Source organism: Aeromonas sp. Y318-3 (assembly GCF_027706185.1).
GTDB lineage: Bacteria > Pseudomonadota > Gammaproteobacteria > Enterobacterales > Aeromonadaceae > Aeromonas > Aeromonas veronii.
On the sequence record NZ_JAPDCN010000005.1, the window covers coordinates 64,912 to 88,370 of the forward strand.

Genomic DNA, 23,459 nt, shown 5'->3' on the forward strand with positions numbered 1-23,459 from the left:
GCAGAAAAACAGGGCACGATTTCAAGCTCGGTGGCCAGGGCGCCGCCGACAACGCATTCAAGGAGAGCAGTATGGCACTTTGGGGTGGACGCTTCAGTCAGGGAGCCGATAGCCGGTTCAAGCAGTTCAACGATTCGCTGCGGTTCGATTACCGGCTGGCGGAGCAGGATATTCAGGGCTCCATGGCCTGGGCCAAAGCGCTGGTCAAGGTGGGCGTCTTGACCGCCGATGAGCAGGGCAAGTTGCAGCAGGCGATGGAGGTGCTGCTCGCCTCGGTGCAGCAGGATCCCCAGCAGATCCTGAGCTCGGATGCCGAAGACATTCACTCCTGGGTCGAGAGCCAGCTCATCGCCGCCGTCGGCGATCTCGGCAAGAAGTTGCACACCGGTCGCTCGCGCAACGATCAGGTCGCCACCGACTTGAAACTCTGGTGCAAGGCGCAGGGCGAGCTGCTGCTCGGCTCCATCACCGCCCTGCAGCAGGGGCTGGTCGCCTCGGCGCGCGTCAATCAGGCCGCGGTGCTGCCCGGTTACACCCACCTGCAGCGGGCCCAACCGGTCACCTTCGCTCACTGGGCGCTGGCCTATGTGGAGATGCTGGAGCGGGACTACTCCCGCCTGCAGGATGCGCTGAAGCGCCTCGACACCAGCCCGCTCGGCTGCGGCGCGCTGGCGGGCACTGCCTACGCCATCGACCGCGAAGCGCTGGCGCTCGACATGGGCTTTGCCGGCGCCACCCGCAACAGTCTGGACTCGGTCTCCGATCGGGATCACGTGGTGGAGCTGATGCACGTGGCATCCCTCTCCATGACCCACCTGTCGCGCTTTGCCGAAGACCTTATCTTCTACAACACCGGCGAGGCGGGCTTTGTCGAGCTCTCCGACGCGGTTACCTCCGGCTCGTCGCTGATGCCGCAGAAGAAGAACCCCGATGCGCTGGAGCTTATTCGTGGCAAGACCGGCCGGGTGGTCGGCGCCCAGATGGGCATGCTGATGAGCCTCAAGGCGCTGCCGCTGGCCTACAACAAGGACATGCAGGAAGACAAGGAGGGGCTGTTCGATGCCCTCGACACCTGGCACGACTGCCTCGACATGGCGGCGCTGGTGCTAATCGATCTGAAGGTGAATGGTGAGCGCACCATGGCGGCGGCGCAAGGCGGCTATGCCAACGCTACCGAGCTGGCGGACTATCTGGTAGCCAAGGGGATTCCATTCCGTGAAGCGCACCATATCGTCGGCGAAACTGTGGTATTCGCCATCAGCGTGGGCAAACCGCTGGAGGAGCTCTCCATCGGCGAGTTCCAGCGCTTCAGCCCGGTGATCGAGTTCGACGTCTACCCCAATCTGGAACTGGAAGCGACCCTGGCCAAGCGGGTCGCCAAAGGCGGCGTCGCCCGCGAACAGGTAGAAGCAGCCCTGACCACCGCCGAAACCTGGCTGGCAAAACGGACGGGTTAAACCAACCTGCTTGTCATTCGAACTAGAAAGCAAAACGGCAACCTCAGGTTGCCGTTTTTTATTGCTCACCGCGGTTCAGGCGCTGGCATTAAGCAGTTTGCCAACCCCCTCCCCCTTGCCATTGGGCAAGGTCTGTTTAAAGGCAGCGAGCAGCTGATCGAGGTTGAGATGGCTGGCACCGAGGGAATCCTTGAGAGTATCAAGCTCGCTTTGCAGGGCATCGAGGCGGGTGCTCTGGGTGCCGCTCACCAGCTGGTTGCGGGCGCTGTCGATGGCTGCGGGAAGGGATTGGCCACCATTCTCCTGCCCCAGAGTCTGCATCAGCTCCCCCATAAAGTGGTTGATGGCAGCATGGTTCTGCTCGCTGTCGGCATCCTTGACACCCAGCCGCTGGAACAAGCTCTGGACGGTCGGGGCGAGGCGATCTTCCTGCACGGTTTGCTGCACAGGCTCAGGTTTGGCACTGCTGCCGAGCAGCTGACTGCCCAGCTTGAGGGCGATAGAGGCAAGGGGAAGCAGGTTGCTGATCATGATATCTCTCCGCGACAACGACCCTTGATGGTGTTGCCAAGAGATGTGCATAAGCGGGGCCAGCACGGCGATAAAACGCACTGCACCGGCTAATCCCTTGAATGGCTGATCTATTTATTCAACCAGCACTCAGGAGATAGCCGAGCGCAAAGGGGGGTCAGGCGGCCAGTAGCTGCCGCCACGGGCGGTAGTGGCAATATGGTGGCAAAGCGTTTTGCCGCCCACCCGAGCCGCGACCCCTGCCTTTCACACCCTGATCGCCAACTCTTTTAGCCACTTGCGCAGCCGCCCGTTGGCGTTGAGATAGGGGGAGGCGCTATTGAACTGGATCATCCGCCCGAGCGTCCACTTCTTATACCAGAGGCAGCCATACAGCTGCAGGTCGCTGCGCGCCTCCACCAGTTCGATGATGTGCCCTCTGGCGGCAGCCAACCGCTGTAACAACGCCGGATAGCTGAGCCCCTCGTAATCCCGATAGAACTTTTGGGCCAGCCCGCCCAACTCGTTCCACTTAAAACCGGTTTCGGGAAAATCCACTGGCAGACCTGCCGCATCCCGCTCGATCCACTTGATCAGCAGTTCGTTCCAGCCGATAAGGTAGGCCAGCAGATTGACAACGCTCATGGTGGTTCCCTTGCTGTGCCCTGCCAGGGTCAGCTCCCGCACCCAGCTCTCGGGGACGGCCTGCAACGCCTTGAACAACTTGCTGAAATTGGTATCGATCGCGAGTAGCAGCTCGGCCTTGTTTTGCGGGATCCCCATTGCTCTCCCCTTTTCAGGTTTACTTGCGGCGCAGCCGAGGCGATTGCCGCAACCAAGGCAGCACGTTACGCTAGCCCTCTTCCATCCTGTGCAGCTCATCCAGTGCAGGCCAACCATCACGGCAAGATCGGCAATGAATCAACTAATCAGCTATATCAGGGCCATTCATCGACAGGCGAGCCCCGTCACTCTCACCCGCCAAGAGAGTGAACACTATAGCGAGCATGATGAGAGCGGCACTGTGATCCAGCACCAGATAACCACCAGCTGGTTTACCAATGGAGTCGTCATCCGCCAGCAAACCGAACAGGACGAAGCGCCATCTCAGCAGCTTTGTGCCGAGTGCTGGATCAGCTATCGGGTAATCGCCAGTCCCATCCCCATCACTCCAGCCAGCAAGCTGTTTCACAACCACTGTCAGGAGCGATTCTGGTTGAAGGTGCAGGGCATCACGCCGCAAGGGTGATTGGTGCGCCCGTGAGCAGGGCGCGGCAGGGGGAAACAAAAAGAGGCTCCGAAGAGCCTCTTTTTGTTTCCGTGTCTGAACCTGACTCAGCCCAGCAGCAGATAGAGCTGGTGAGCGGCCACACCGGCGCACAGGCCACCGATGGTGTGGGCAACGATGGCGCGGGAGGTGAGGTGGCGATAGCCGAGGGCATCGAGCATGGCGGTGTGGGTGCTCAGGAAGCCACTCCAGCACATCCCCATGGCGGTAAACACTGCAACCTCGTTACCGGTGATCCACCCCTTGGCGATAAAAGGGGGCACCAGCGACATGGCGGCACCAACCGCACCAAGCGAGGTGGCCGGGAAAGCGACCAGCTCCGGCTGCTGGAAGCCGAACAGCAGGTCAAACAGCCAGCTCACCTTGGCGGCCAGCACCGGCAGCAGGGCAACCCCTTGAAACGCTTCGCCGTTATAGCCCTTGTCGCCGGGGCCAAAGGTGAGCAGCATCACGAAGGTACTGATGATCAGCACCCCGGGGATCACCGCCATCCCCAGCTCCACACCGGATTTGCCGCCATCGAGCAGAGAGTTGAGGATCCTCAGCCAGCCGGGAGCCGCCTCTTTGGTCACCCCTACCTTGCGACCGTCGGACGATACAGCGTCATCGTTCAGCACTTCCCCCACCAGTGGGCGGATCATCCGCTGCATCAGTCGGGTAGAGACCACCGAGCCCACCAGAGCCCCCAGCAACCCGATCAGCGCCGCGCTGGCGGTGGATTCACCGCTTGGCAGCTGCAGGGTGGCCATAAAGGTGACCACGATCAGCCCCATGCCGAAGGCGGTGCCGAAGTTGGTGAGCGACACCAGTTGCCACGGAGTGAAGCCTTTGCGAAAGCGGCTGTCCTTGGCGAGGCTGATCACCGCAGGGTTGTCGGAGAAGAAGGTCATCAGCGCCGCCAGGGCGGTGCGACCGGGCAGGCGAAACACTGGCTTCATCAGCGGGGCCAGCAGTACCTCCAGCAGGCGGATCACCCCGAACTCGCTCAAGAGTTGGCTCAGGGCACCGGAGAGCACCGTGATCCCCATGATAAAGAGCACGGTATTGAGCAGCAGCTGGTGGGCGGTATTGAACAGGGTGTTGACCATGGCAGAGAGGCCCATCTGGCTGCCGAGGTAACCGAACAGGCTGCCGAGAATAAGCAGTACCAGCACGGGTTCCATCCAGTTCCGAATGGCGGCAAGTCGCCCCTTTGACTCTATAACTACATGATTTTCCATATCTATCCTGCGGTTCATCTGTGCGTGTGTGGTTGTTTTTATGGTTAAAAAATGGCTGCGCCAAATAGAAAAAAGCCCTTGTCTTGCGACAAGGGCTTTTTGAATTGGCTCCTCCTACTGGACTTGAACCAGTGACATACGGATTAACAGTCCGCCGTTCTACCGACTGAACTAAGGAGGAATTGTAATTGGTGCCCAGAGACGGAATCGAACCGCCGACACGGGGATTTTCAATCCCCTGCTCTACCGACTGAGCTATCTGGGCAAATGGTGCCGGCTACCGGAATCGAACTGGTGACCTACTGATTACAAGTCAGTTGCTCTACCTACTGAGCTAAGCCGGCACACTTTAAACCATTGTGCATGAACAAATTTTTTATTTCATGGCACCAAAATTGGTGCCCAGAGACGGAATCGAACCGCCGACACGGGGATTTTCAATCCCCTGCTCTACCGACTGAGCTATCTGGGCGTGGGCGCTATTAAACGGATTTTAAGGCGGATGGTCAACGGGAAATTTCACTTTTTGTCTCGTTCGTCTCTTTTTTGCGCAACATCGTCCATTTCTGCCACTTCTTCGGCACAGGCCGCGCGTTTTCGCCCCCAGACTCTGGGTTCCTCCCCCTTGAGCAGGCGGGAGATGTTCTCGTGATGGCGGATCAGAATGAGGCAGGAGAGCAACGAGACTGGCAGGGTATATTCGGGTTTGAGCAGATAGGTAAAGAGCGGCGTCAGCAGCACGGTAATGATGGAGGCCAGCGAGGAGTAGCCGCTCACCAGCAGCACCAGCAGCCAGGTGCCAATCACGGCGCCCCCCATGGTAAAGCCGATGGGCATCATGGTGCCCAGCGCCGTCGCCACCCCTTTGCCACCACGAAAATGAAAGAAGATGGGGTACATATGGCCGAGGCAGGCGGCGACCCCGATAAAGCCGAGGTAGACGGGTTTGATCTGCAGATACCAGGCGAGATAGACGGGCACAGTGCCCTTGAGCACATCGAGCAACAACACCACCAGCGCCGCCATCCGGCCACCGAGGCGCAGCACATTGGTTGCCCCCGGATTATGGGAGCCATGATCCCGCGGGTCGGGCAGACCGGTGCAGCGGGAGACCAGCACAGCACTGGATAGTGAACCACCCAGGTAGGCCAGAATAATCATCAAAATCGTCAGGGCCGTCATCTTGGTCGTTTTTACCACGATATGAATGGGGTATGATGCGGGCCACATACGCTGGCATGGGCCCATGCCCACCCAGAGCGCCTCGGCAAGCCTGTTGCCCGGCCAGCATCCCTGCGCTGTCATCACAGCCCATCAAGAGTAAAGAAGAAGTACAGTCATGGACAAGGTGTTTATTCGCGGACTCGAAGTTTTGACCACCATCGGTGTATATGAGTGGGAGAAGGGCATTCGCCAAAAGCTCCGTTTTGACCTCGAGATGGGGTTCGACAACCGCCCCGCGGCAGCAACCGACGACATCAATCTGGCACTGGATTATGCCGACCTCTCCAACAAGATTTGCGAGCATGTCACCGGCAAAGTCGTCGAGCTGGTCGAGACCATGGCCGAGCAGGTTGCCATGCTGGTGCTCGCCGACGAGCGGGTACAGTGGGTCAAGGTGACCCTCACCAAGCCGGGCGCCGTGCCCAATGCCGCCGGGGTCGGCGTCGAGATCCTGCGCCATCGCACCCCGGCCGCGAGCAGCAACTGATGACCACCATCTATATCAGCCTCGGCTCCAACATCGAGCGGGATCGCCATATCCGTGCCGGACTCGATGCCCTGTACGCCGAATTTGGCGAGCTGCGGGTCTCCCGGGTATTCGAGAGCGAGGCGGTCGGCTTCAACGGCCGCCCCTTCTACAACCTGGTGGCGGCTGCCGAGACCGATCTGCCGCTGACCACCGTCTGCCAGCGACTGCGGGCCATGGAGTTCGCCCACGGCCGCGAGCCGGATGCCAAGAAGTTCGCCCCGCGCACACTGGATCTCGACCTGCTGCTCTATGGCGATCTGGTCTGCGACACCCCGCTGGTGCTGCCGCGCGGTGAAGTGCTCACCAACGCCTTCGTGCTGTGGCCGCTGGCCGAACTGGCCCCCAATCTGCGCCACCCCGTCGATGGCCGCACCATGGGCGAGCTGTGGCAAGCCTATGACAAGGCCTCCCAGCAGCTGTGCCCCATTCCCTTTCACTGGGAAGCGTGCGAATTGCAGCATCACTGATCCGCAAGGGCGCCTCACGGCGCCCTTGTTGTTTCCACGGACAGGGTTGCTTATCACGGATAAGAAAGTGTCATTGGGCCTGACCCTGCGAGGCTGGCAGGATAGCGCCCACTACAGGAGAACCCCATGCCACTCGATACCATTCACCATTTCAACTGCCAGCTACTGGCCGAACTGCCCCACCAGCGCTATGAGCATGAACCCATCCTCGACTACGCCACCGATGAAAAGGTCAAAGCCCGCCTCGGCTGGCAGGCGGAGTTCAGCAAGACCCTGTTTCTCAAGTTCAAGGATGGCCGCTTCGCCCTGTTGCTGACCCACAGGGACGGCCGGCTCGACAACAAGGCGGTCAAGGCCGCGCTCGGCGCCAAACCCTCCATCTGCACCGCCGAAGAGATGCAGGCGGAGATTGGCTGCCTGCCGGGGGCGGTCTGCCCCTTCCTGCCTCGCGCCGATATTCCGCTACTGGTGGACCCGCAACTGCTCAACCACACCGCCTTCACCTGGACTCCGGGCCACCCGGAGCAGACCTTTTTGCTGGCGACCGAACATCTGGCCGAAGTGTTGGCGCAGCTCCCCTGCGAGGTCAGCTATCTGCCCGCCCCGACGGCGTAGCCCCATCGCGCGCCAGCTGGGCGAAGATCAGCGCCGCCAGCATGGAGAGCAACCCGACACAGAGGTAGGTAAGGTGGAACCCGGCCAGCCACTGCCCCTCGGCCACTAAGGCGCCCGCTGAGGTGCCCGCCGAGAAGAGCCCGAGCAGGCTGGCGGCAATCGCCACCCCCAAACTCATGGAGAGCTGCATCACTACCGAGAGCAGACCGTTGCCACTGCTGGCCAGGGTCGGGCTGAGATCTTGCAGCGTGAGAGTGTTCATGGCAGAGAACTGCAGCGAGTTGATGGCGCCGAAGATCGCCAGCCAGCCCAGCAAGACCCCGTAGGGGAGCTGGTTGTCGATGAAATAGAAGCTGGCGATCATCGCCCCCAGTAGCAGGGTGTTGCCGATCAGAATGCGGCGATAGCCCACCGTCGGAATAAGCTTGTTCACCAGCGTCTTGGTCAGCATGGCGCCAATCACGGTGGGGATCATGGTCATCCCCGCCTTGCTTGGCGAGAAGCCGAGCCCCAGCTGCAGAAACAGCGGGGTGAGGAAAGGCATGGCGCCGCTGCCAAGGCGGGCAAACAGGTTGCCCCAGATGCCGATGGCAAAGGTGGCGGTCTTGAACAGGCTCAGGCTAAAGAGCGGCTGCTGTGCATTGGCGGCATAGAGCCAGTAGCTCGCCATCGCCGCCAAACCGAAGATCAGTGCAAACAGCGCCCAACCGGTGGAGATGCTGTGCTCCCCCAGTCCCTGCAAGCCGACCGACACCAGCACCATGCCGACGCTGAACATCACAAAGCCCTGCCAGTCGAACCGGGCGGTCTGCTGCCGCAGCTCCGGCATAAAGTGCCAGCTGGCGATAAAGCCGAGCAGCCCCACCGGCAGGTTGATGAGAAACACCCAGTGCCAGCTCGCCACTTCCACCAGCCAGCCACCGAGCGCCGGCCCCATCAGCGGGCCGAGCAGCCCCGGGATGGTGACAAACGACATCACCCGCAGCAGCTCGTGCTTGTCATAGACCCGCAGCACCGCCAGTCGTCCCACCGGCATCAACAGCGCGCCGCCAATCCCCTGCAGCACCCGGGCTGCCACCAGCATCGAGAGCGAACCGGAGGCGGCACAGGCGAGCGAGCCGAGGGTAAAGAGCGAGATGGCGGCCAGATAGATACGGCGGGTGCCGAATCTGTCTGCCAGCCAGCCGGAAGCCGGGATCAGCAAGGCCACCGTCAACATGTAGGCGATGATCACCGACTGCATCTGCAGCGGGCTCTCTCCCAAGGTCTCGGCCATGCTGGGCAGGGCGGTGTTGAGAATGGTGCCATCCAGCGCCTGCATAAAGAAACCGACCGCCGCCAGCAGGGGCAGCCACTTGCGCTGGGCATCTGTCACTGTGTGGCTCATTGCCACCTCCATTATTTTTGCGGGGGAGCGGCGGCGGTCAGGAAGAGATCGACACAACTCAGGGTCCAGGCATCCTGCTCGGCAGCGCTCTGGGTCAACGGCAGACCCAGCTCACGGAGCATGCGCTCCTTGCCCTGCCACATCAGCAACAGCTGCAAGGCGGCCTGTTCGCTGTCTTGATGGCACAGCAGGCCTTGCTGCTTTTGCTGCTCCAGCCAGTTGGACAGCATATTGGTCACATAGAGCGGGCCCGCCTCGAAAAAAAGGGTGGCCAGCTGGGCATCGTTGCAGCTGATGCAGGTGCGAAAGATATTGATGGCATCATCGCTCAGGATCAACTTGCGAAAGCTGCGACCAAAGGCAATCAGGCTCTCCCGCACATTGTTGCCACGCAACAATACCTCCGGCATCAGCTCGCTGCTGACGCACTTGCTGCCCACCGCTTCGGAAAACAGCGACTCCTTGTTGGCAAAATGGCTGTAGACCGTCTGCTTGGAGACGCCCGCTTCACTGGCCACCATGTCCATGCTGACCAGATGCAGACCGTGCTGACAGAAGAGCCGCCCTGCAGCATCGAGGATCGCAGCCCGCTTCTGCTGACTACGGGGTGAAATGTTCATTTTTCCTCCACAATCAAACTGGACAGTCTAGTTTCGAAAAACTAGACTCACCGGTGTGATTTGATGTTATGTCAACCAGAGGATGATGTCATGACACTTTGCTTAATCCTGCTGGCGCTGTTACTGAGTGGCTGCAGCCCGGTCACAGAGTCAGAAGAAACACCCGCCCTGACCCGGGTGATCGCCCAGCCGCTGCAAGCCAGCGATCACTACCCGGTGCTGCACCGCTTCAATGGCCGGGTGATCGCCCCCGAGCACAGCCAGATAGGCTTCGAGCTGGCAGGGCGGATCGCCACCCTGCACAAGGGACGGGGAGAGCCGGTCGCGGCTGGCGAACTGCTCGCCACACTGGACACCCGGCTGCTGGCAGTGGAAGCCAAAGAGCTGGCCGCCCGGGCCGCCCAGAACGAGGCCGAACTGACCCTTGCCCGGCAGACGCTCGATCGGCTCACAGCTCTGCGCCAGCAGCAGTTCAGCTCCCGTCAGGCGCTGGATGAACAGCAAGGCAAAGTCCGCATGCTGGAGGCAAGCGCCAACCAGCTGGCCGCCGCCCTCGAAGCCAACCGGGTCAAACAGGAGAAATCACAGCTGCGCGCCCCCTTCAACGGGATTGTGGTCAGCCGCGAGCAGGCATTGGGGGCTGTGGTGGCCGCAGGCCAGCCTCTCTTCTCCCTGACCCGCAGCGGCCAGTGGGAAGCCGATATCGGCGTGCCGGTGAAACAGGCCGAATCCCTGATCGTCGGCCAACGCTATCCCCTGCAAAGCGGGGCGCAATCACTGGAGGGGCGCCTGCTTAATCTGGGGGTACAAGTGGACGGGCAGACCCACACCCGCACCGCCCGCTTCCAGCTGACCCGGGGCGGCGAACAGCTGGCAGAGGGGCAACTGATCACCCTGCTGCATCAGACCCGCGAGCCCACCCGCGCCTACGAGGTGCCGCTCACCGCACTGACCCAGGGATTGCGCGGTAGCTGGACCCTCTATCTGCTCAACGACGAAACGCCACCCCGGGTGGTCAGTCGGGACGTCACCCTGCTGCAGCAAGATGGCGAACGGGCCTGGATCAGTGGTGCCCTGAACGGACAGGAACAGCTGGTGACCGATGGCCTGCATAAACTGGTGCCGGGCCAGCAGGTCACCCTGAGCACCAGCGTGGATCATCAGGCGGCGCATCTGGAGCCACAGTCATGATCCGCCCGTTTATCGAGAATGGCCGACTGCTGCTGTTGACGGTCGCGCTGCTGCTGACGGCCGCCCTTGCGGCATTGCAGATCCTGCCCAGAACCGAAGATCCCCAGCTCACCAGCCGCTTTGCCAGCGTGGTTACCCACTTCCCCGGGGCCAGCGCCGAGCGGGTGGAGGCGCTGGTGAGCGAGCCCATCGAGAACCGGCTGCGGGCCCAGAGCGAGATCAAGCTGATCGAGTCGAGCTCTCGCCCCGGTCTCTCCATCATCAATCTGGAGCTCAAGGATGAGGTCAGCGATGTCGAGCCCGTCTGGTCCAGAGTCCGTGACCGGCTGGCAGATCTTGCCGCCGGACTGCCAGCCGGCGCCAGTGCCCCCAAGCTGGATGACGAGAAGGGCTACCCCTTCACCCGGCTGGTCAATGTGGTCTGGCGCGGGCCGGGCCAGCCGCAGCTGGATCGCCTCGCCCGCTACAGCGCCGAGCTGGAACGCCGGGCTCGCCAGCTGCCGGGCACCGAATACGTCGAGCGGGTCGGGGCACCGCAGGAGGAGATCGAGGTGCGGTTCGATCCCCTCGCCCTCAGTGCCAGCGGCATGAGTGGCGAACAGCTTGCCCAGGCACTGAGCGGTGCCGATGCCAAAGTGGCCGCCGGGGAGTTGCAGGGCAGCCACAATCGCTTTCAGGTGGAGATCCGCGGCGCCCTCGATACCCTGGAGCGGATCCGCCAGATCCCGCTGCGCACCGGCGAGCAGGGCCAGACCCTGCGCCTTGGCGATCTGGCCGAGGTACGGCGTACCCTGCACCAGCCGGAGAGCCAGCTGGCCTTTGCCAATGGTGAGCGGGCCGTGGTGGTCGGCCTGCGCATGGCACAGGATCACCGCATCGACCTCTGGTCGGCACGGGTCGATACCATGCTGGCCCAGCTGCAACAGGACTTGCCGGATAATATCGGCCTCGTCACCAGCTTCGATCAGCAGCGTTATACCGATCAGCGGCTCGACACCCTGCTCATCAACATTGTGCAGGGCTTCCTCATCATAGTGGCCGTACTGCTGGTGACCTTGGGGGTCAAGGCTGCCATTATCGTGGCCCTGTCGCTGCCGCTTACTGTGGCGTTCTCATTCGCCTGCATGAACCTGATCAATCTGCCCATTCACCAGATGTCGGTCACTGGGCTGGTGGTGGCGCTCGGAATCATGGTGGACAACGCCATCGTCATGGCGGATCGGGTGCAGTATCAGCGCCGCCACGGCATGGCCATGAGTGCCGCCGCACTGGAAGCCATCGGCCACCTCTGGCTGCCACTGCTGGGTTCCACCCTCACCACCATGCTCGCCTTTATGCCGATCATTCTGATGCCGGGCCCGGCGGGCGAGTTTGTCGGCGGCATCGCCTGGGCGGTGATCTGTTCGCTGCTGGGCTCCTACCTCATCGCCCACACCCTGGTGGCTGGCCTCGCAGCCCGCTGGATTGGCAGTGATCAGGGGGGACGCTGGTATCAGGATGGCTTGCACCTGCCTCGGGTGAGTGCCCGTTTCCAGCAGAGCATCGCCATGGCGCTGGCTCACCCATGGCGTACCCTGCTGCTGGTCAGTCTGCTGCCCCTGCTCGGTTTCTGGGTGGCGGGCCACCTCACCGAACAGTTCTTTCCCCCTGCCGACCGGGACATGATCCACATCGAGGCCAGCCTCTCCCCACAGGCGAGCCTGGCGCGCACCCGCGAACTGGCACTGGGGATCTCCGCCGAGCTGGCCAGTCTCCCCGAGCTGATTCGTCAGGATTGGGTGGTGGGCGACAACGCCCCCAGCTTCTACTACAACCTGGTGCCCAGAAAACAGGGGCGGGCCGATTACGCTCAGGGGATGATCACCCTGCAGGATGCCGATGCCGCCGAACGGCTCATTCCACAACTGCAGCAGCGGCTCGATGCAACATTTCCCGAAGCGCAGATCCTGGTGCGCAAGCTGGAACAGGGGCCGCCTTTCAATGCCCCGGTCGAGCTGCGGCTGTTTGGCCCCGACCTCGAACAACTACACCGTCTGGGAGAGGAGCTGCGCAGTCTGCTCGCCAATACCCCGGCAGTGGTGCAGACCCGCGCCACCTTGCAGGCAGGGGCCCCCAAACTCTGGTTGCAGGTCGATGAGGAGGCCGCCCGACTGGCAGGCATGAGCCTGACCGATGTGGCCTCCCGGCTGGCGGGCGCACTGGATGGCAGGTTGGGCGGCACTGTGCTGGAAGGCACCGAGTCAATCCCGGTTCGGGTGCGGCTTGCCGAGCCCTTGCGTCAGGATCCGGATGCGCTACTCAATGTGCCGCTGTCGCTCACCGGCACCGGCCAGCAAGGGGCAGCCAATCTCACCTTGCGGGCGCTGGCCACTCCCGAGCTGCAGCCAAGCTGGGGGGAAATCAGCCGTCGGGATGGTGAGCGGGTCAATGTGCTGGAGGCCTATCTGGCGGTCGGCGTACTGCCGCAAACCGTGCTGGAGCAGGTAAAAGAGAGGCTGGCCGCCAAGGCGCTGGCATTGCCGCCGGGCTATCGACTGGAGTTTGGCGGAGAAGCAGCCAAGCGGGATGAATCGGTGGGCAATCTGATGGCCCATGTCAGCCTGGTCGCCGTGCTGCTGGTGGCCGTGCTGGTGCTCAGCTTCAACTCGTTCCGGCTGGCAGGCATCGTCACCCTGGTGGCGCTCCAGTCGGCTGGGCTCGGGCTGCTGTGGGTCTGGCTGCTGGGCTACCCCTTCGGGTTTACGGTGATCATCGCCCTGCTGGGACTGATGGGGCTGGCCATCAACGCCGCCATCGTCATTCTGGCCGAGCTGAAGGCAGACCCGCTGGCACAACAGGGCAATCTGCCGCAGATCCGTGATCTGGTGGCCGGTTGCAGCCGCCACATCGTCTCGACCACCATCACCACGGTGGGCGGCTTCATCCCGCTATTGCTGGGGGGCGGCGGCTTCTGGCCACCCTTTGCCATCGCCATCGCCGGTGGCACAGCGCTGGCGACCCTGCTCTCGTTCTACTTTGTGCCGGTGGCGTTTGTGCTGTTCAACCGCCGCCGTCCTGACCCGGTACAGGAGAGCTGCAACGCGCAAGATCAGTTGTCGGGCTGACCCAGCATGGCTTTGAGACGCTCTTCCAGAGTGGGCTCGGGGGCCTTGAGGGTCGCCATAAAGAGCTGCTCGATACCGGCCTTGTCCTGACTCTTGACGATAAACACCAGTCGGGACTGGGCCTTGCCCTCCGGCCACTCACCCAGTGCCTGCAGCGGATAGAGCTGGCCGTGGACGCCGTGGATCACCACCGGCTGGCTCTCCCCTTCCAGCTGCAAAATCCCCTTGAGGCGCAGCAGGGCATCGCCATACTGCGCCTGCACCGCATCGATGGCGGCCAGCAGGCGAGAGGGCTTGAGCGGCTCACCGATGCGCAAAGAGAAACTCTCGATGTTGCCGTGCTCGAAGTGGGTGGGCGCAGCTGTGCCCACCTTGGCGGCGAACGGTTGCATCTTCGGCTGCATCGGTGACGCCAGCCCCTGCTTGGGGGATTCGGTGCGCAGCCAGGCCAGCAGCTGGCGCACATCGCGCCCGGCCGCTTCGTTGTAAGCGCCGAGCTTCTCCAGCACCGCTGGCGACAGTTCGCCATTGGTCACCTGCTGGATCGGGGCCGCTGGATTGAGGGCCGCCAATTGGGCTTCGACCCGCGCCAGCTGTTCGCCGTCCACCAGATCCCCCTTGCTCACCACCAGCAGATCCGCCAGCGCCACCTGTTTCACCGCCTCATACTGGGCCGCCAACTGCAGCTCAATATGACCGGCATCCACGACGGTGACGGTGCCATCGAAGCGGTAGCGCTGAGCGATAAAGCCCTCTTCCCTCAACGTGAACAGCACGGGGGCCGGATCTGCCAGACCGGTGGTCTCGATAATCAGCCGCTTGAACGGTTTGATCTTGCGCTGGATGGCCTTCATAAAGAGCCCCTGCAACGCCTCCACCAACGAGCCCTGTACCGAGCAGCAGATGCAGCCGGAGTCGAGCAGCATCACCTGCTCATCCACCTGTTGCACCAGATGGTGATCCAGCCCCACCGAGCCGAACTCGTTGATCAGCACGGCGCACTCACCGAGCTCCGGCTGCTTGACCCAGTGGTTGAGCAGCGTTGTCTTGCCGCTGCCGAGAAAGCCGGTCAGCAGGGTCACTGGGATACGGGTATCTTGCATATCGGTCATGTCAGATCCTTACCGGTTGGCAAACAGGTCGCTGAGCCAGCGGTTTTCAAAGCGGCCGTGGGGGTCGAGCTCGGCTTTCAACGCCACGAAATCGTTCCAGCGTGGCAACAGGGCCGGGAAGTCGTAGAGATCCATCGCCAGATGCTTGCCGAAGTGGGGAATGCCGCCAAGCGGCGCCAGCAGTTGTTGCAGCTCGCGCATCTGCTCCATGGAGCCGTTGACGAAGGTGCCGTCCGCCGCCAGATAGACCAGAAACCCGATCCAGCAGACCGACTGGCCGTAAGCGGCACTTAGCCAGGCCTCGGAAGGGCCGGTACAGCGCAGGATAAAGGGGTAGTGCAACACACCTGGATTGGCCTGCTGCCAAGCCTGCAGGGTCTCCAGCGCCTCGTTCATCCGATGCAGCGGTACCGCCACCTCGCAGTTGATCTGGGGGGCCGGGATCCCCTTGCAGAGGATCTGGTAGACGTTGCCCACCAGATCGGAGGCATCCTTGAAGCGGCGTACTGTCTCGAAGTGCTCACCAGCCAGCGCCTCATCCTTGGTGTCTTTCGCCATCTTCTGCAAAGTGGCATCTATGGTGGCGTTCATGCGGGCGTCGATATCGCCATCCAGCAGCAGCGGCTCGCTGCCACCGGCGCGGTAGCGGGCAACCTCCTCATCGGAGGCGGGATCCACCAGCCAGATGTGGCTCTCGCCGGTCCAGGCAAACCACCAGCTCTTCACAAAGCCGTGCTCACGGTTGAGCCGCTCGTTGTGCTCCAGGAGGAAGGGGTAATCGGTGGTGAACTTGGTGCAGCGCATGATGCGGTTGGGCACGGTACGCAGGGTGACGTCGAGCAGGATGCCGAGCATCCCCATCCCCATCACGAAGGCCCCGAAGCGCGGATCGGTGCGATCCACCCGGATGATGTCGCCATTGGCCAGCATCACCGTCATCGCCTCCACCGCATCGCAGAGGGCAGACTGGTGCAGCCCCTGACCGTGGGTACCTGTGCTGAGGGCGCCGCCCAGAGTCTGGATGCCGATGACACCGGGGGATGCGGGCAGCATCCGCTCCATGGCGATCAGCTCGGCATAGACGGTATCGAGGGGCGTCCCCGCCTGATAGGTCACGGTATCGGCAGTTTTGGCCAGCTGGCCGCGCAGGTGGTGCAAGTCCACCAGCAGTGCCTGACCGCCCTCGGCATAGACGCTGTGGATGGGTTCGAAGGAGAGGCCAGAGCCGATAAGGCGCAGCTTACGCTCGGGGTGTTCCCGCAGCAGCGCTTGCAGCTCGTCGCGGGTTTTCGGGCGCCACACCTGATCCAGCGCACCGAGGGGATTGGTTCTCGACCAGTTGAACAGCACCTCCCGATTACCGATCGCCTTGATGCTGTGAAATGCCTGGAACTGAACCGTCATACCGCGCCTCATCTTTTACTGACGTCAAAATGAGCGCTGATTCTACCGAAAAGCGAGCCGCAAGGCATGAAAAACAAGCCCCTGCAGTCGAGGGGGGATAGGGAGAGAGCACTCCCCTACCCTGCCAGACGGGAGCTTGGCCGCCCGTCTGTCACCGATAGATCAGGTGGCGTTCGGGATGCCTCGTACCCCATCTGGCTGGCGGGTCTGTGCCTCTTCCGGCAGCAGCTCCTCGCAGAACTGGCGCAGCGGCATGGGGCGGGCAAACAGGTATCCCTGCAGATAATCGACCCCTTTGGCCCTGAGGTAGTCAGCCTGACGCTCGCTCTCCACCCCTTCCGCCACCAGCGCCAGACCCAGCCGGGTCGCCAGATCGATCACGTTGTCCACGATATGTTCCGAGAGCGACTCGGTACCGATGCGGGCGATAAAGGATTTGTCGATCTTGAGGTAATCCACATGGAACTGCTGCAGGTAAGCCAGGCTGGAGTGGCCGGTACCAAAGTCGTCGATTGCGAGTTTGACCCCCATCTCGTCCAGCTGGCGGAACAGGGAGAGGGTCTGGGGATCTGACATCAGCAACTCCCGCTCGGTCAGCTCCAGCACCAGTACCACCTTGCCGGGGAGGAAGTGGCCGAGGAAGGCGCGGCACTCGGCCAGCAGGGCAAAATCGTGACAATGGGCGGCGCTGATGTTGAAGCTGATATGAAACCCGTCGGGCAACTGCTCCTGAGAGCGGTTCAACCGTGTTGCCACCTGCTTCATGATATGGGTGGTCATGGGGACGATCAGTCCCGACTCCTCCGCTTGCGGAATAAAGAGATCGGGCCGGATCACCCCTTCATTGACATGCTCCCAGCGCATCAGCACCTCGGCGCCCATCATCTTGCCGTCGTGGCTGGCAATCAGCGGCTGCAGGTAGGGAACAAACTCCCTGGCCCGCAGGGCACGTCGCAACTCATCTGTTGGCGAGCCGGGACGCCCCAGCACCCACCACACCAGCCAGGCCAGCAAAAGCGAGGAAACCGCCAGCCACGACAGCGCCACGTGCCGCGCGGCCCACAGCGACTTCCAGTAGACCGGCATGGCATAACCGGCATGGATGGTGAAAGGATAATGGGATGATGTGAGGGCCTGGCTGATCCCGCGATGGAGGGTGGGCGCCTCGCTCAGATAGCGGCCAGACTCATTGAGCCAGGCCGACCCCACCTGCAGATAGAGCGCGCTGGATTTTCCGCTCATGGAGAGCATGAAGCTGAGCTGGGTACTGTCGATGGCACTCAAGGCGGCATCCTTGCCCTGCTCGGTGCGCACCACCAGCAGCGGGTGATTTTGCCGCACCCGGTTGCCACTCATCAGCAGCAGCTTGCGGCCGGTGTAGATGGAGCCGTCATCGGCATCATTGGCCTCACCAAACAGCGAGGTGCAATTGATGATGCCGTTTCGCACCAGATTGACCGAACGCAGGAAGGGCTCGATGGCGACCTTCTTGCGCAGCACCAGCAGATTGTCGCGACAGGGAGCATTCACCAGAGGCAGCACGGAGCGATTGGCCTGCTCCGCATGATCCAGCATCGACTCCATCAGGGTTCTGGCCTTGTGGGCCGAGGCGCTGGATTCCGCTTTCAGCTCCTGCACATAATTGCTGTGGATGAGCCAAGCTCCCACCAGCAGCGGCAGAGTAAAGACCAGCAAGGCACCGCCGAAGCGTAACCCGGTTCGGGAGAGATCGATCCTGAACAGAAACATAAAGAACCACGCCGCAATTCGTCAGGCCTGCCAACGCAAGCACTCAGTGAACAGATATCCACTTTCCCTCGATAACGATGCCTCATCATTACCGCACATAACCGAACAACATAACCCAAAGCGTTTATAAAACGAACCACCAAACAGGTGGTTGGATCTCTCTAGCAAGGATCGTGCAAACAATCTTCAAAAAAGACGGTGAATAACACACAAATAAATAATGCCGCGTAAATACGCGGCATTATTGGCTTCTTATCGCGCAAATCGCGCAAGAACTCCGTTAAACGGCTTGCTGCAGGATCACCGCATCAGCCTTCTTGGTGTAGGAGGCGATCTCGTTGAAGTTGAGGTAGCGGTAAGTATCTGCCGCAGTGGCATCGAGCGCCTTGGCGTACTGCAGGTACTCCGCCACAGTCGGGATCTTGCCGAGGATGGCGGCAACGGCGGCCAGCTCCGCTGAGGCCAGATAGACGTTGGCACCTTTACCCAGACGGTTCGGGAAGTTACGGGTGGAGGTGGAAACCACCGAGGCCCCTTCCGCTACTCGCGCCTGGTTGCCCATGCAGAGGGAACAACCCGGAATCTCGATGCGGGCACCGACGCGACCAAAGATGCCGTAGTAGCCCTCTTCGGTCAGCTGATCCTTGTCCATCTTGGTGGGCGGCGCGATCCACATGCGGGTCGGCAGCTCGCCCTGATACTTCTCGAGCAGTTTGCCGGCGGCACGGAAGTGACCGATGTTGGTCATGCAGGAACCGATGAACACCTCGTCGATCTTGTCGCCAGCCACGTCGCTCAGCAGACGGGCATCGTCCGGATCGTTCGGCGCACAGAGGATCGGCTCCTTGATGGTGGCCAGATCGATCTCGATGATTTCGGCGTACTCGGCATCCTTGTCCGCTTCCATCAGGGTCGGGTTGGCCAGCCACTCTTCCATCCCCTTGATGCGACGGGTGATGGTGCGTACGTCGCCGTAGCCTTCGGAGAGCATCCATTTCAGCATCACGATGTTGGACTTCAGATACTCGATGATCGGCTCTTTATCCAGCTTGATGGTGCAACCGGCAGCGGAACGCTCGGCGCTGGCGTCCGCCAGCTCGAAGGCTTGCTCCACTTTCAGGGTCGGCAGACCTTCGATCTCGAGGATGCGGCCGGAGAAGATGTTCTTCTTGCCCGCTTTCTCGACGGTCAGCAACCCCTTCTGGATGGCGGCGTAGGGGATGGCATGGACCAGATCACGCAGGGTGATGCCCGGTTGCAGCTCGCCCTTGAAGCGCACCAGCACGGACTCCGGCATGTCCAGCGGCATCACGCCAGTGGCGGCGGCGAAGGCCACCAGACCGGAGCCCGCCGGGAAGGAGATGCCGATGGGGAAACGGGTGTGGGAGTCACCACCGGTACCCACGGTATCCGGCAGCAGCATGCGGTTCAGCCAGGAGTGGATGACGCCGTCACCCGGACGCAAGCTCACACCACCGCGGTTCATGATGAAGTCCGGCAGGGTGTGGTGGGTCTGTACGTCGATGGGCTTCGGATAGGCCGCGGTGTGGCAGAAGGACTGCATGGTCAGATCGGCGGAGAAGCCGAGACAGGCCAGATCTTTGAGCTCGTCGCGGGTCATCGGGCCCGTGGTGTCCTGAGAGCCGACCGTGGTCATCTTGGGCTCGCAGTAAGTGCCCGGGCGAATGCCCTTCACGCCGCACGCCTTGCCCACCATCTTCTGGGCCAGGGTGAAGCCTTTACCGGTATCGGCCACCGGCTGCGGGCGACGGAATACGGTGGAGAACGGCAGACCCAGCGCTTCGCGGGCCTTGTCGGTCAGGCCGCGACCGATGATCAGCGGAATACGGCCACCAGCGCGCACTTCGTCGATCAGCACGTCGGTTTTCAGTTCAAACTGCGCCAGCACCTGCTCGGTGCCGTGCTTGCAGATCTTGCCGGCAAACGGGTAGATGTCGATGACGTCACCCATTTCCAGCTTGGAGACGTCCACTTCGATGGGCAGAGCGCCGGCATCTTCCATGGTGTTGAAGAAGATCGGGGCAATCTTGCCACCCAGACAGACACCGCCAGCGCGCTTATTCGGCACGAACGGAATGTCGTCGCCCATAAACCAGAGCACCGAGTTGGTGGCGGATTTACGGGAAGAACCGGTACCGACCACGTCACCCACATAGGCCAGCGGGAAACCTTTCTCTTTCAGGGCATCGATGGTCTTGATGGGGCCGACGGCGCCATCCTTGTCCGGAGTAATGCCGGGACGGGCGTTTTTCAGCATCGCCAGCGCGTGCAGCGGAATGTCCGGGCGGGACCAGGCGTCCGGTGCCGGCGAGAGGTCGTCGGTGTTGGTTTCGCCGGTCACCTTGAACACGGTGACAGTGATCTTCTCGGCCAGCTCCGGGCGGGAGAGGAACCACTCGGCATCAGCCCAGGACTGCATCACCTGTTTGGCGTGGACATTGCCCGCCTTGGCCTTCTCTTCCACGTCGTGGAAAGAGTCAAACATCAGCAGGGTATGGGAGAGCCCCTTGGCGGCAAGCGGCGCCAGAGTGGCGTGATCCAGCAGGTCGATCAGCGGTTGAATGTTGTAACCACCCTGCATGGTGCCCAGCAGTTCAACGGCTTCGGCGGCAGTCAGGATGGGAGAGTGGGCTTCGCCCTTGGCGACGGCGGTGAGGAAACCGGCTTTGACATAGGCCGCTTCATCAACACCGGGGGGAATACGGGAGGACAACAGCTCTTTCAGAAAGTCTTCTTCGCCAGCGGGCGGGTTCTTGAGAAGCGTTACCAGGGCGGCGACCTGCTCTGCGTCCAGAGGTTTGGCAACCACGCCCTCGGCGGCACGTTCTGCGACGTGTTTACGGTATGTTTCAAGCACGACTAATTCCTCTTTGGTCTTTTTTTGGGGTTCGCCCACGCTCGCGGCGATCGTCCTTGCGGGACACCCCGTAGGGTGCTCCCCACTATATAAGTTTTAACGACTAATTAAAATCCAAACCCTGTTCACTTATTCACCACAAAATCGTAACCAATTAAACAGACTGGTATTTTTTGAAAATTAATTGAACGCCCTCAACCAGAGTTAACAAATTGGCATCATTTCGGCATTATTCGAACGTACTGCCCAATTGCAGATAGAAGACGTCATTGCCCCCCTCCGCCATGCCGTAGCCGAGGAACACAGGGCCGAGGAAGCTCTCCACCCCGACATAAACCGACCCGGCGGTAAACGAGCTCTCCAGACTGATATCCTCACCCTTGTTCCAGACCCCGCCCTGCTCCAGAGATCCACCCAGATAGAGCGGCATCTTGAGGGCACCGAAGTCGTTGTCCGCCACCCGATAGATGTAGCGCAGGCCACCAAACAGGCTGTAGCGACCGCTCAGCTGGTAGCGCTGGAAACCGGAGAGGCGGAACAGCCCGCCCAGATCCTGAATATGCAGCGGCACCACCTCTTCACTGCCCGAGCCCCCCCCTTCGAGGATCAGGTTGAGGCTGTGCCTGTCCCATGACCAGGGTTTGACCATCGAGAGCTGATAATTCCAGCCTTCACTGCGCCCATCTGCCGACTCGAGCCCATCCACACTGACGTGGGAGTGGCCCAGTTTCATATCCCATTTCACCCCCTGATAGGGGAAATAGCGGCTATCCAGATTGTCGTGTTCAAAGCGGACATAGGGGCCCCACGCCGTGGCATCCATCTCCAGCCCCTTGAAGTTCTTCACATCAATCGTGCCAAGTTGTCCCTCCAGCCCCATCGACAACCGGCTCCAGGGCTGGCGGTTCCAGCCCACTGCCAGATCGCCGCTGAAGAAGGAGTATTCGGAGTCGAGATAGCTTATCGAAACCATCTCGGGATCCGGATTGGGGAAAAACAGGCGGCGCAGGGTCTGGTCATAGGCCAGACTCGCCTCACCATAGAAGGTCTGGGAGGGTTCGAGCGGGGTATAGAAGTCGGTCTTGATATGTTTGGCCGTGCCCAGCGACGCCTCGGTCAGCCACTCGGCACCCCACTCGTTGACGTTGGTGAGGGTATAGGACATGCCGACGTTGTAGTTGGAGGTGTTCTCGAAGTCATCGGTGAAACCGAACTGGAAGTTGAGGTAGCCCGGCCCCCAGTTCTTCTCGCTGGCGTCCACCAGCAGCACATTCTCCCCGTCACGCTCCTCCACCTCGTAGGTGATGCGATCGAACGACTCAAGGGCATAGAGGCGGCGAATGCCCGCTTCCAGACTCTCGTTGGTCTGTACCTTGTCCGGCCGCACTTTCAGCATGGCGCGCACCGTCTCATCCGAGAGGCGCGACTTGTTGATGATCTCCACCTTGTCGATGAAGTAGGCGGGCTGACCGCTACGCTCGGCACGACGGCTCAGCTTCTGGTTGCGATAGGCGTTGTACTGCGCCTTGGTGAGCGATAGCTTATCGAGTTGCAGCGACACCTTGTCAGCCGCCGCCTCACCGATCTTGATCCCCTCCGGCATGCGGGCAAAGTCGGCGATCCCCATATCGCCAAACTCGGGGGCGATCAGAATATCCTTGGGTCCCATCAGCGCCTTCTGCTTGTCGGTGCCCACCTGGGTCATGTAGGTGGTGAGCTGGTCGATCATCGCCAACCCTGACTTGAGGGACTCCCGGGTACGCAGCTTGGCACCGATATCCACCGCAATCACCACATCGGCCCCCATCGCCTTGGCGACATCCACCGGCATGTTGTTGACGCTGCCGCCGTCCGCCAGGATGTGCCCCTCCCACTCCACCGGCTTGAGGGCTCCGGGAATGGACATGGAGGCCTGCATCGCCTTGGCCAGGCTGCCGTGATCCAGCACAAAGGGGGTGACCGTCTCCATGTCGGTCGCCATGGCGCGGTAGGGGATCGGCAGATCATCGAAACTCGCCTGCACCGGCAGGTTGGAGGTGGCCCCCCGTAGCAGGCTGGCCATGGATTGGCCCTGGAAGAAACCGTCCGGCAGCTGGGTGGTGTCGCCATTCACCCCTATGTCGGTGCGCAGTTGATACTGCTCGTTCTGCTGCTTTTTACGCAACGACAGCTCGTCGCGGCCAACCTTGTCCTGATACCCCTTGTTCCAGTCGATGGCCAAGGTGGTGCGCTCCACCTCCTCGGCACTGAGCCCCATGGCATACATCCCCGCCACATAAGAGCCCATGCTGGTGCCGACTATGATGTCGACCGGAATCCGTTTCTGCTCCAGCACCTTGAGGATGCCGATATGGGCCGATCCCTTGGCGCCGCCGCCACTGAGCACCACCGCAATCTTCGGGCGCTCCCCCTGTGCCGCCACAGCCAGCAGCGGGCAGGCCGCCAGCATCACCAAAAGCAGACGGGTCCATCCCGCACCTAAGCTGCGCATCATATTTTCCATATTATTCAGAGGGTCAGTCACCAAGGATGGCCTCTACTATAAGGGGCCCGGCAGTTAGCGCAACCGTCAATCCGCATCCCGCCTGTGCAGCATGACGAAGGGGCACGCCGCCGCCCCTGTGAGCGCAAACGTAATCCGCAAATAAAGGGCTGCAAGCCTCATGGGTAGCGCCGCGCTGCCGCTAATATGAGCGTCGTCAAT

The 23,459-nt window shown here is 61.5% G+C and carries 18 protein-coding genes and 4 tRNA genes; 7 read left to right on the top strand and 15 right to left on the bottom strand.

The genetic code is table 11. From position 1 onward, the window contains the following. Positions 1–71: 71 nt before the first annotated feature. On the top strand, positions 72–1,457 hold the full coding sequence (gene argH / locus OKB77_RS08435; RefSeq protein WP_123172254.1) for an argininosuccinate lyase: 1,386 nt from the start codon (positions 72–74) through the stop codon (positions 1,455–1,457). 75 nt (positions 1,458–1,532) lie between these two features. On the opposite strand, the gene OKB77_RS08440 is transcribed toward argH, so the two are convergent. Continuing rightward, on the bottom strand, positions 1,533–1,988 hold the full coding sequence (locus OKB77_RS08440; protein WP_100644944.1) for a hypothetical protein: 456 nt from the start codon (positions 1,986–1,988) through the stop codon (positions 1,533–1,535). 246 nt (positions 1,989–2,234) lie between these two features. Continuing rightward, positions 2,235–2,750 (bottom strand): ClbS/DfsB family four-helix bundle protein, encoded by a 516-nt coding sequence (locus tag OKB77_RS08445; RefSeq protein WP_123172253.1) that lies wholly within the window; start codon positions 2,748–2,750, stop codon positions 2,235–2,237. 133 nt (positions 2,751–2,883) lie between these two features. On the opposite strand from OKB77_RS08445, the gene OKB77_RS08450 reads away from it, so the two are divergent. Continuing rightward, complete coding sequence (locus tag OKB77_RS08450) at positions 2,884–3,216, top strand: hypothetical protein (RefSeq protein WP_123172252.1); 333 nt, start codon at positions 2,884–2,886, stop codon at positions 3,214–3,216. 86 nt (positions 3,217–3,302) lie between these two features. Here the strand turns inward: OKB77_RS08450 and OKB77_RS08455 are convergent, their stop codons facing one another. The 6 genes from OKB77_RS08455 to plsY all read right to left on the bottom strand — a co-directional run bounded on the left by OKB77_RS08455 (position 3,303) and on the right by plsY (position 5,657). Then, positions 3,303–4,475: a CD0519/CD1768 family membrane protein gene (locus OKB77_RS08455; RefSeq protein ID WP_123172251.1), complete on the bottom strand. Its 1,173-nt coding sequence runs from the start codon at positions 4,473–4,475 to the stop codon at positions 3,303–3,305. Between the two features lie 105 nt (positions 4,476–4,580). Then, a tRNA-Asn gene (locus tag OKB77_RS08460) sits at positions 4,581–4,656 on the bottom strand. Between the two features lie 8 nt (positions 4,657–4,664). Further along, positions 4,665–4,740: transfer RNA gene (locus OKB77_RS08465), tRNA-Phe, on the bottom strand. A gap of 3 nt (positions 4,741–4,743) precedes the next feature. Further along, positions 4,744–4,819 (bottom strand) — tRNA-Thr (locus tag OKB77_RS08470). A gap of 52 nt (positions 4,820–4,871) precedes the next feature. Continuing rightward, a tRNA-Phe gene (locus tag OKB77_RS08475) sits at positions 4,872–4,947 on the bottom strand. A gap of 47 nt (positions 4,948–4,994) precedes the next feature. After that, positions 4,995–5,657 (bottom strand): glycerol-3-phosphate 1-O-acyltransferase PlsY, encoded by a 663-nt coding sequence (plsY, locus tag OKB77_RS08480; protein WP_031227839.1) that lies wholly within the window; start codon positions 5,655–5,657, stop codon positions 4,995–4,997. A 157-nt stretch (positions 5,658–5,814) separates the two neighbouring features. On the opposite strand from plsY, the gene folB reads away from it, so the two are divergent. The 3 genes from folB to OKB77_RS08495 all read left to right on the top strand — a co-directional run bounded on the left by folB (position 5,815) and on the right by OKB77_RS08495 (position 7,310). Then, positions 5,815–6,186: a dihydroneopterin aldolase gene (folB, locus tag OKB77_RS08485; RefSeq protein ID WP_005356584.1), complete on the top strand. Its 372-nt coding sequence runs from the start codon at positions 5,815–5,817 to the stop codon at positions 6,184–6,186. Beyond that, the gene (gene folK / locus OKB77_RS08490) at positions 6,186–6,695 is read left to right on the top strand and encodes a 2-amino-4-hydroxy-6-hydroxymethyldihydropteridine diphosphokinase (protein WP_123172250.1); all 510 of its coding nucleotides are present in this window, start codon (positions 6,186–6,188) and stop codon (positions 6,693–6,695) included. Before folB ends, folK begins: the two co-directional genes overlap by 1 nt. A gap of 126 nt (positions 6,696–6,821) precedes the next feature. After that, the gene (locus OKB77_RS08495) at positions 6,822–7,310 is read left to right on the top strand and encodes a YbaK/EbsC family protein (protein ID WP_005336108.1); all 489 of its coding nucleotides are present in this window, start codon (positions 6,822–6,824) and stop codon (positions 7,308–7,310) included. On the opposite strand, the gene mdtD is transcribed toward OKB77_RS08495, so the two are convergent. Both mdtD and OKB77_RS08505 read right to left on the bottom strand, forming a co-directional pair. Continuing rightward, entirely contained in the window at positions 7,282–8,697 is a 1,416-nt protein-coding gene (gene mdtD / locus OKB77_RS08500; RefSeq protein ID WP_270817409.1) for a multidrug transporter subunit MdtD, read from the bottom strand. The genes OKB77_RS08495 and mdtD overlap by 29 nt on opposite strands. Before the next feature lie 11 nt (positions 8,698–8,708). Further along, positions 8,709–9,317: a TetR/AcrR family transcriptional regulator gene (locus tag OKB77_RS08505; RefSeq protein WP_270817410.1), complete on the bottom strand. Its 609-nt coding sequence runs from the start codon at positions 9,315–9,317 to the stop codon at positions 8,709–8,711. Between the two features lie 90 nt (positions 9,318–9,407). Here OKB77_RS08505 and OKB77_RS08510 point away from each other — a divergent pair, with 90 nt between their 5' ends. Together OKB77_RS08510 and OKB77_RS08515 are read left to right on the top strand one after the other, a co-directional pair. Continuing rightward, the gene (locus OKB77_RS08510; protein WP_270817411.1) at positions 9,408–10,508 is read left to right on the top strand and encodes an efflux RND transporter periplasmic adaptor subunit; all 1,101 of its coding nucleotides are present in this window, start codon (positions 9,408–9,410) and stop codon (positions 10,506–10,508) included. Then, positions 10,505–13,612 (top strand): efflux RND transporter permease subunit, encoded by a 3,108-nt coding sequence (locus OKB77_RS08515; RefSeq protein ID WP_270817412.1) that lies wholly within the window; start codon positions 10,505–10,507, stop codon positions 13,610–13,612. Before OKB77_RS08510 ends, OKB77_RS08515 begins: the two co-directional genes overlap by 4 nt. On the opposite strand, the gene OKB77_RS08520 is transcribed toward OKB77_RS08515, so the two are convergent. The 5 genes from OKB77_RS08520 to OKB77_RS08540 form a co-directional block, all read right to left on the bottom strand. Continuing rightward, on the bottom strand, positions 13,597–14,724 hold the full coding sequence (locus OKB77_RS08520; protein WP_164461668.1) for a CobW family GTP-binding protein: 1,128 nt from the start codon (positions 14,722–14,724) through the stop codon (positions 13,597–13,599). The two genes, OKB77_RS08515 and OKB77_RS08520, sit on opposite strands and share 16 nt — an antisense overlap. Before the next feature lie 9 nt (positions 14,725–14,733). Then, positions 14,734–16,128 (bottom strand): D-arabinono-1,4-lactone oxidase, encoded by a 1,395-nt coding sequence (locus OKB77_RS08525; protein WP_123172245.1) that lies wholly within the window; start codon positions 16,126–16,128, stop codon positions 14,734–14,736. 162 nt (positions 16,129–16,290) lie between these two features. Further along, positions 16,291–17,877: an EAL domain-containing protein gene (locus tag OKB77_RS08530; protein ID WP_005355079.1), complete on the bottom strand. Its 1,587-nt coding sequence runs from the start codon at positions 17,875–17,877 to the stop codon at positions 16,291–16,293. A 280-nt stretch (positions 17,878–18,157) separates the two neighbouring features. After that, a complete protein-coding gene (gene acnB, locus OKB77_RS08535) occupies positions 18,158–20,755 on the bottom strand; it encodes a bifunctional aconitate hydratase 2/2-methylisocitrate dehydratase (protein WP_106843559.1) in 2,598 nt (865 codons plus the stop codon). A gap of 229 nt (positions 20,756–20,984) precedes the next feature. Continuing rightward, positions 20,985–23,246: a patatin-like phospholipase family protein gene (locus tag OKB77_RS08540; protein WP_123172244.1), complete on the bottom strand. Its 2,262-nt coding sequence runs from the start codon at positions 23,244–23,246 to the stop codon at positions 20,985–20,987. Positions 23,247–23,459: the final 213 nt, after the last annotated feature.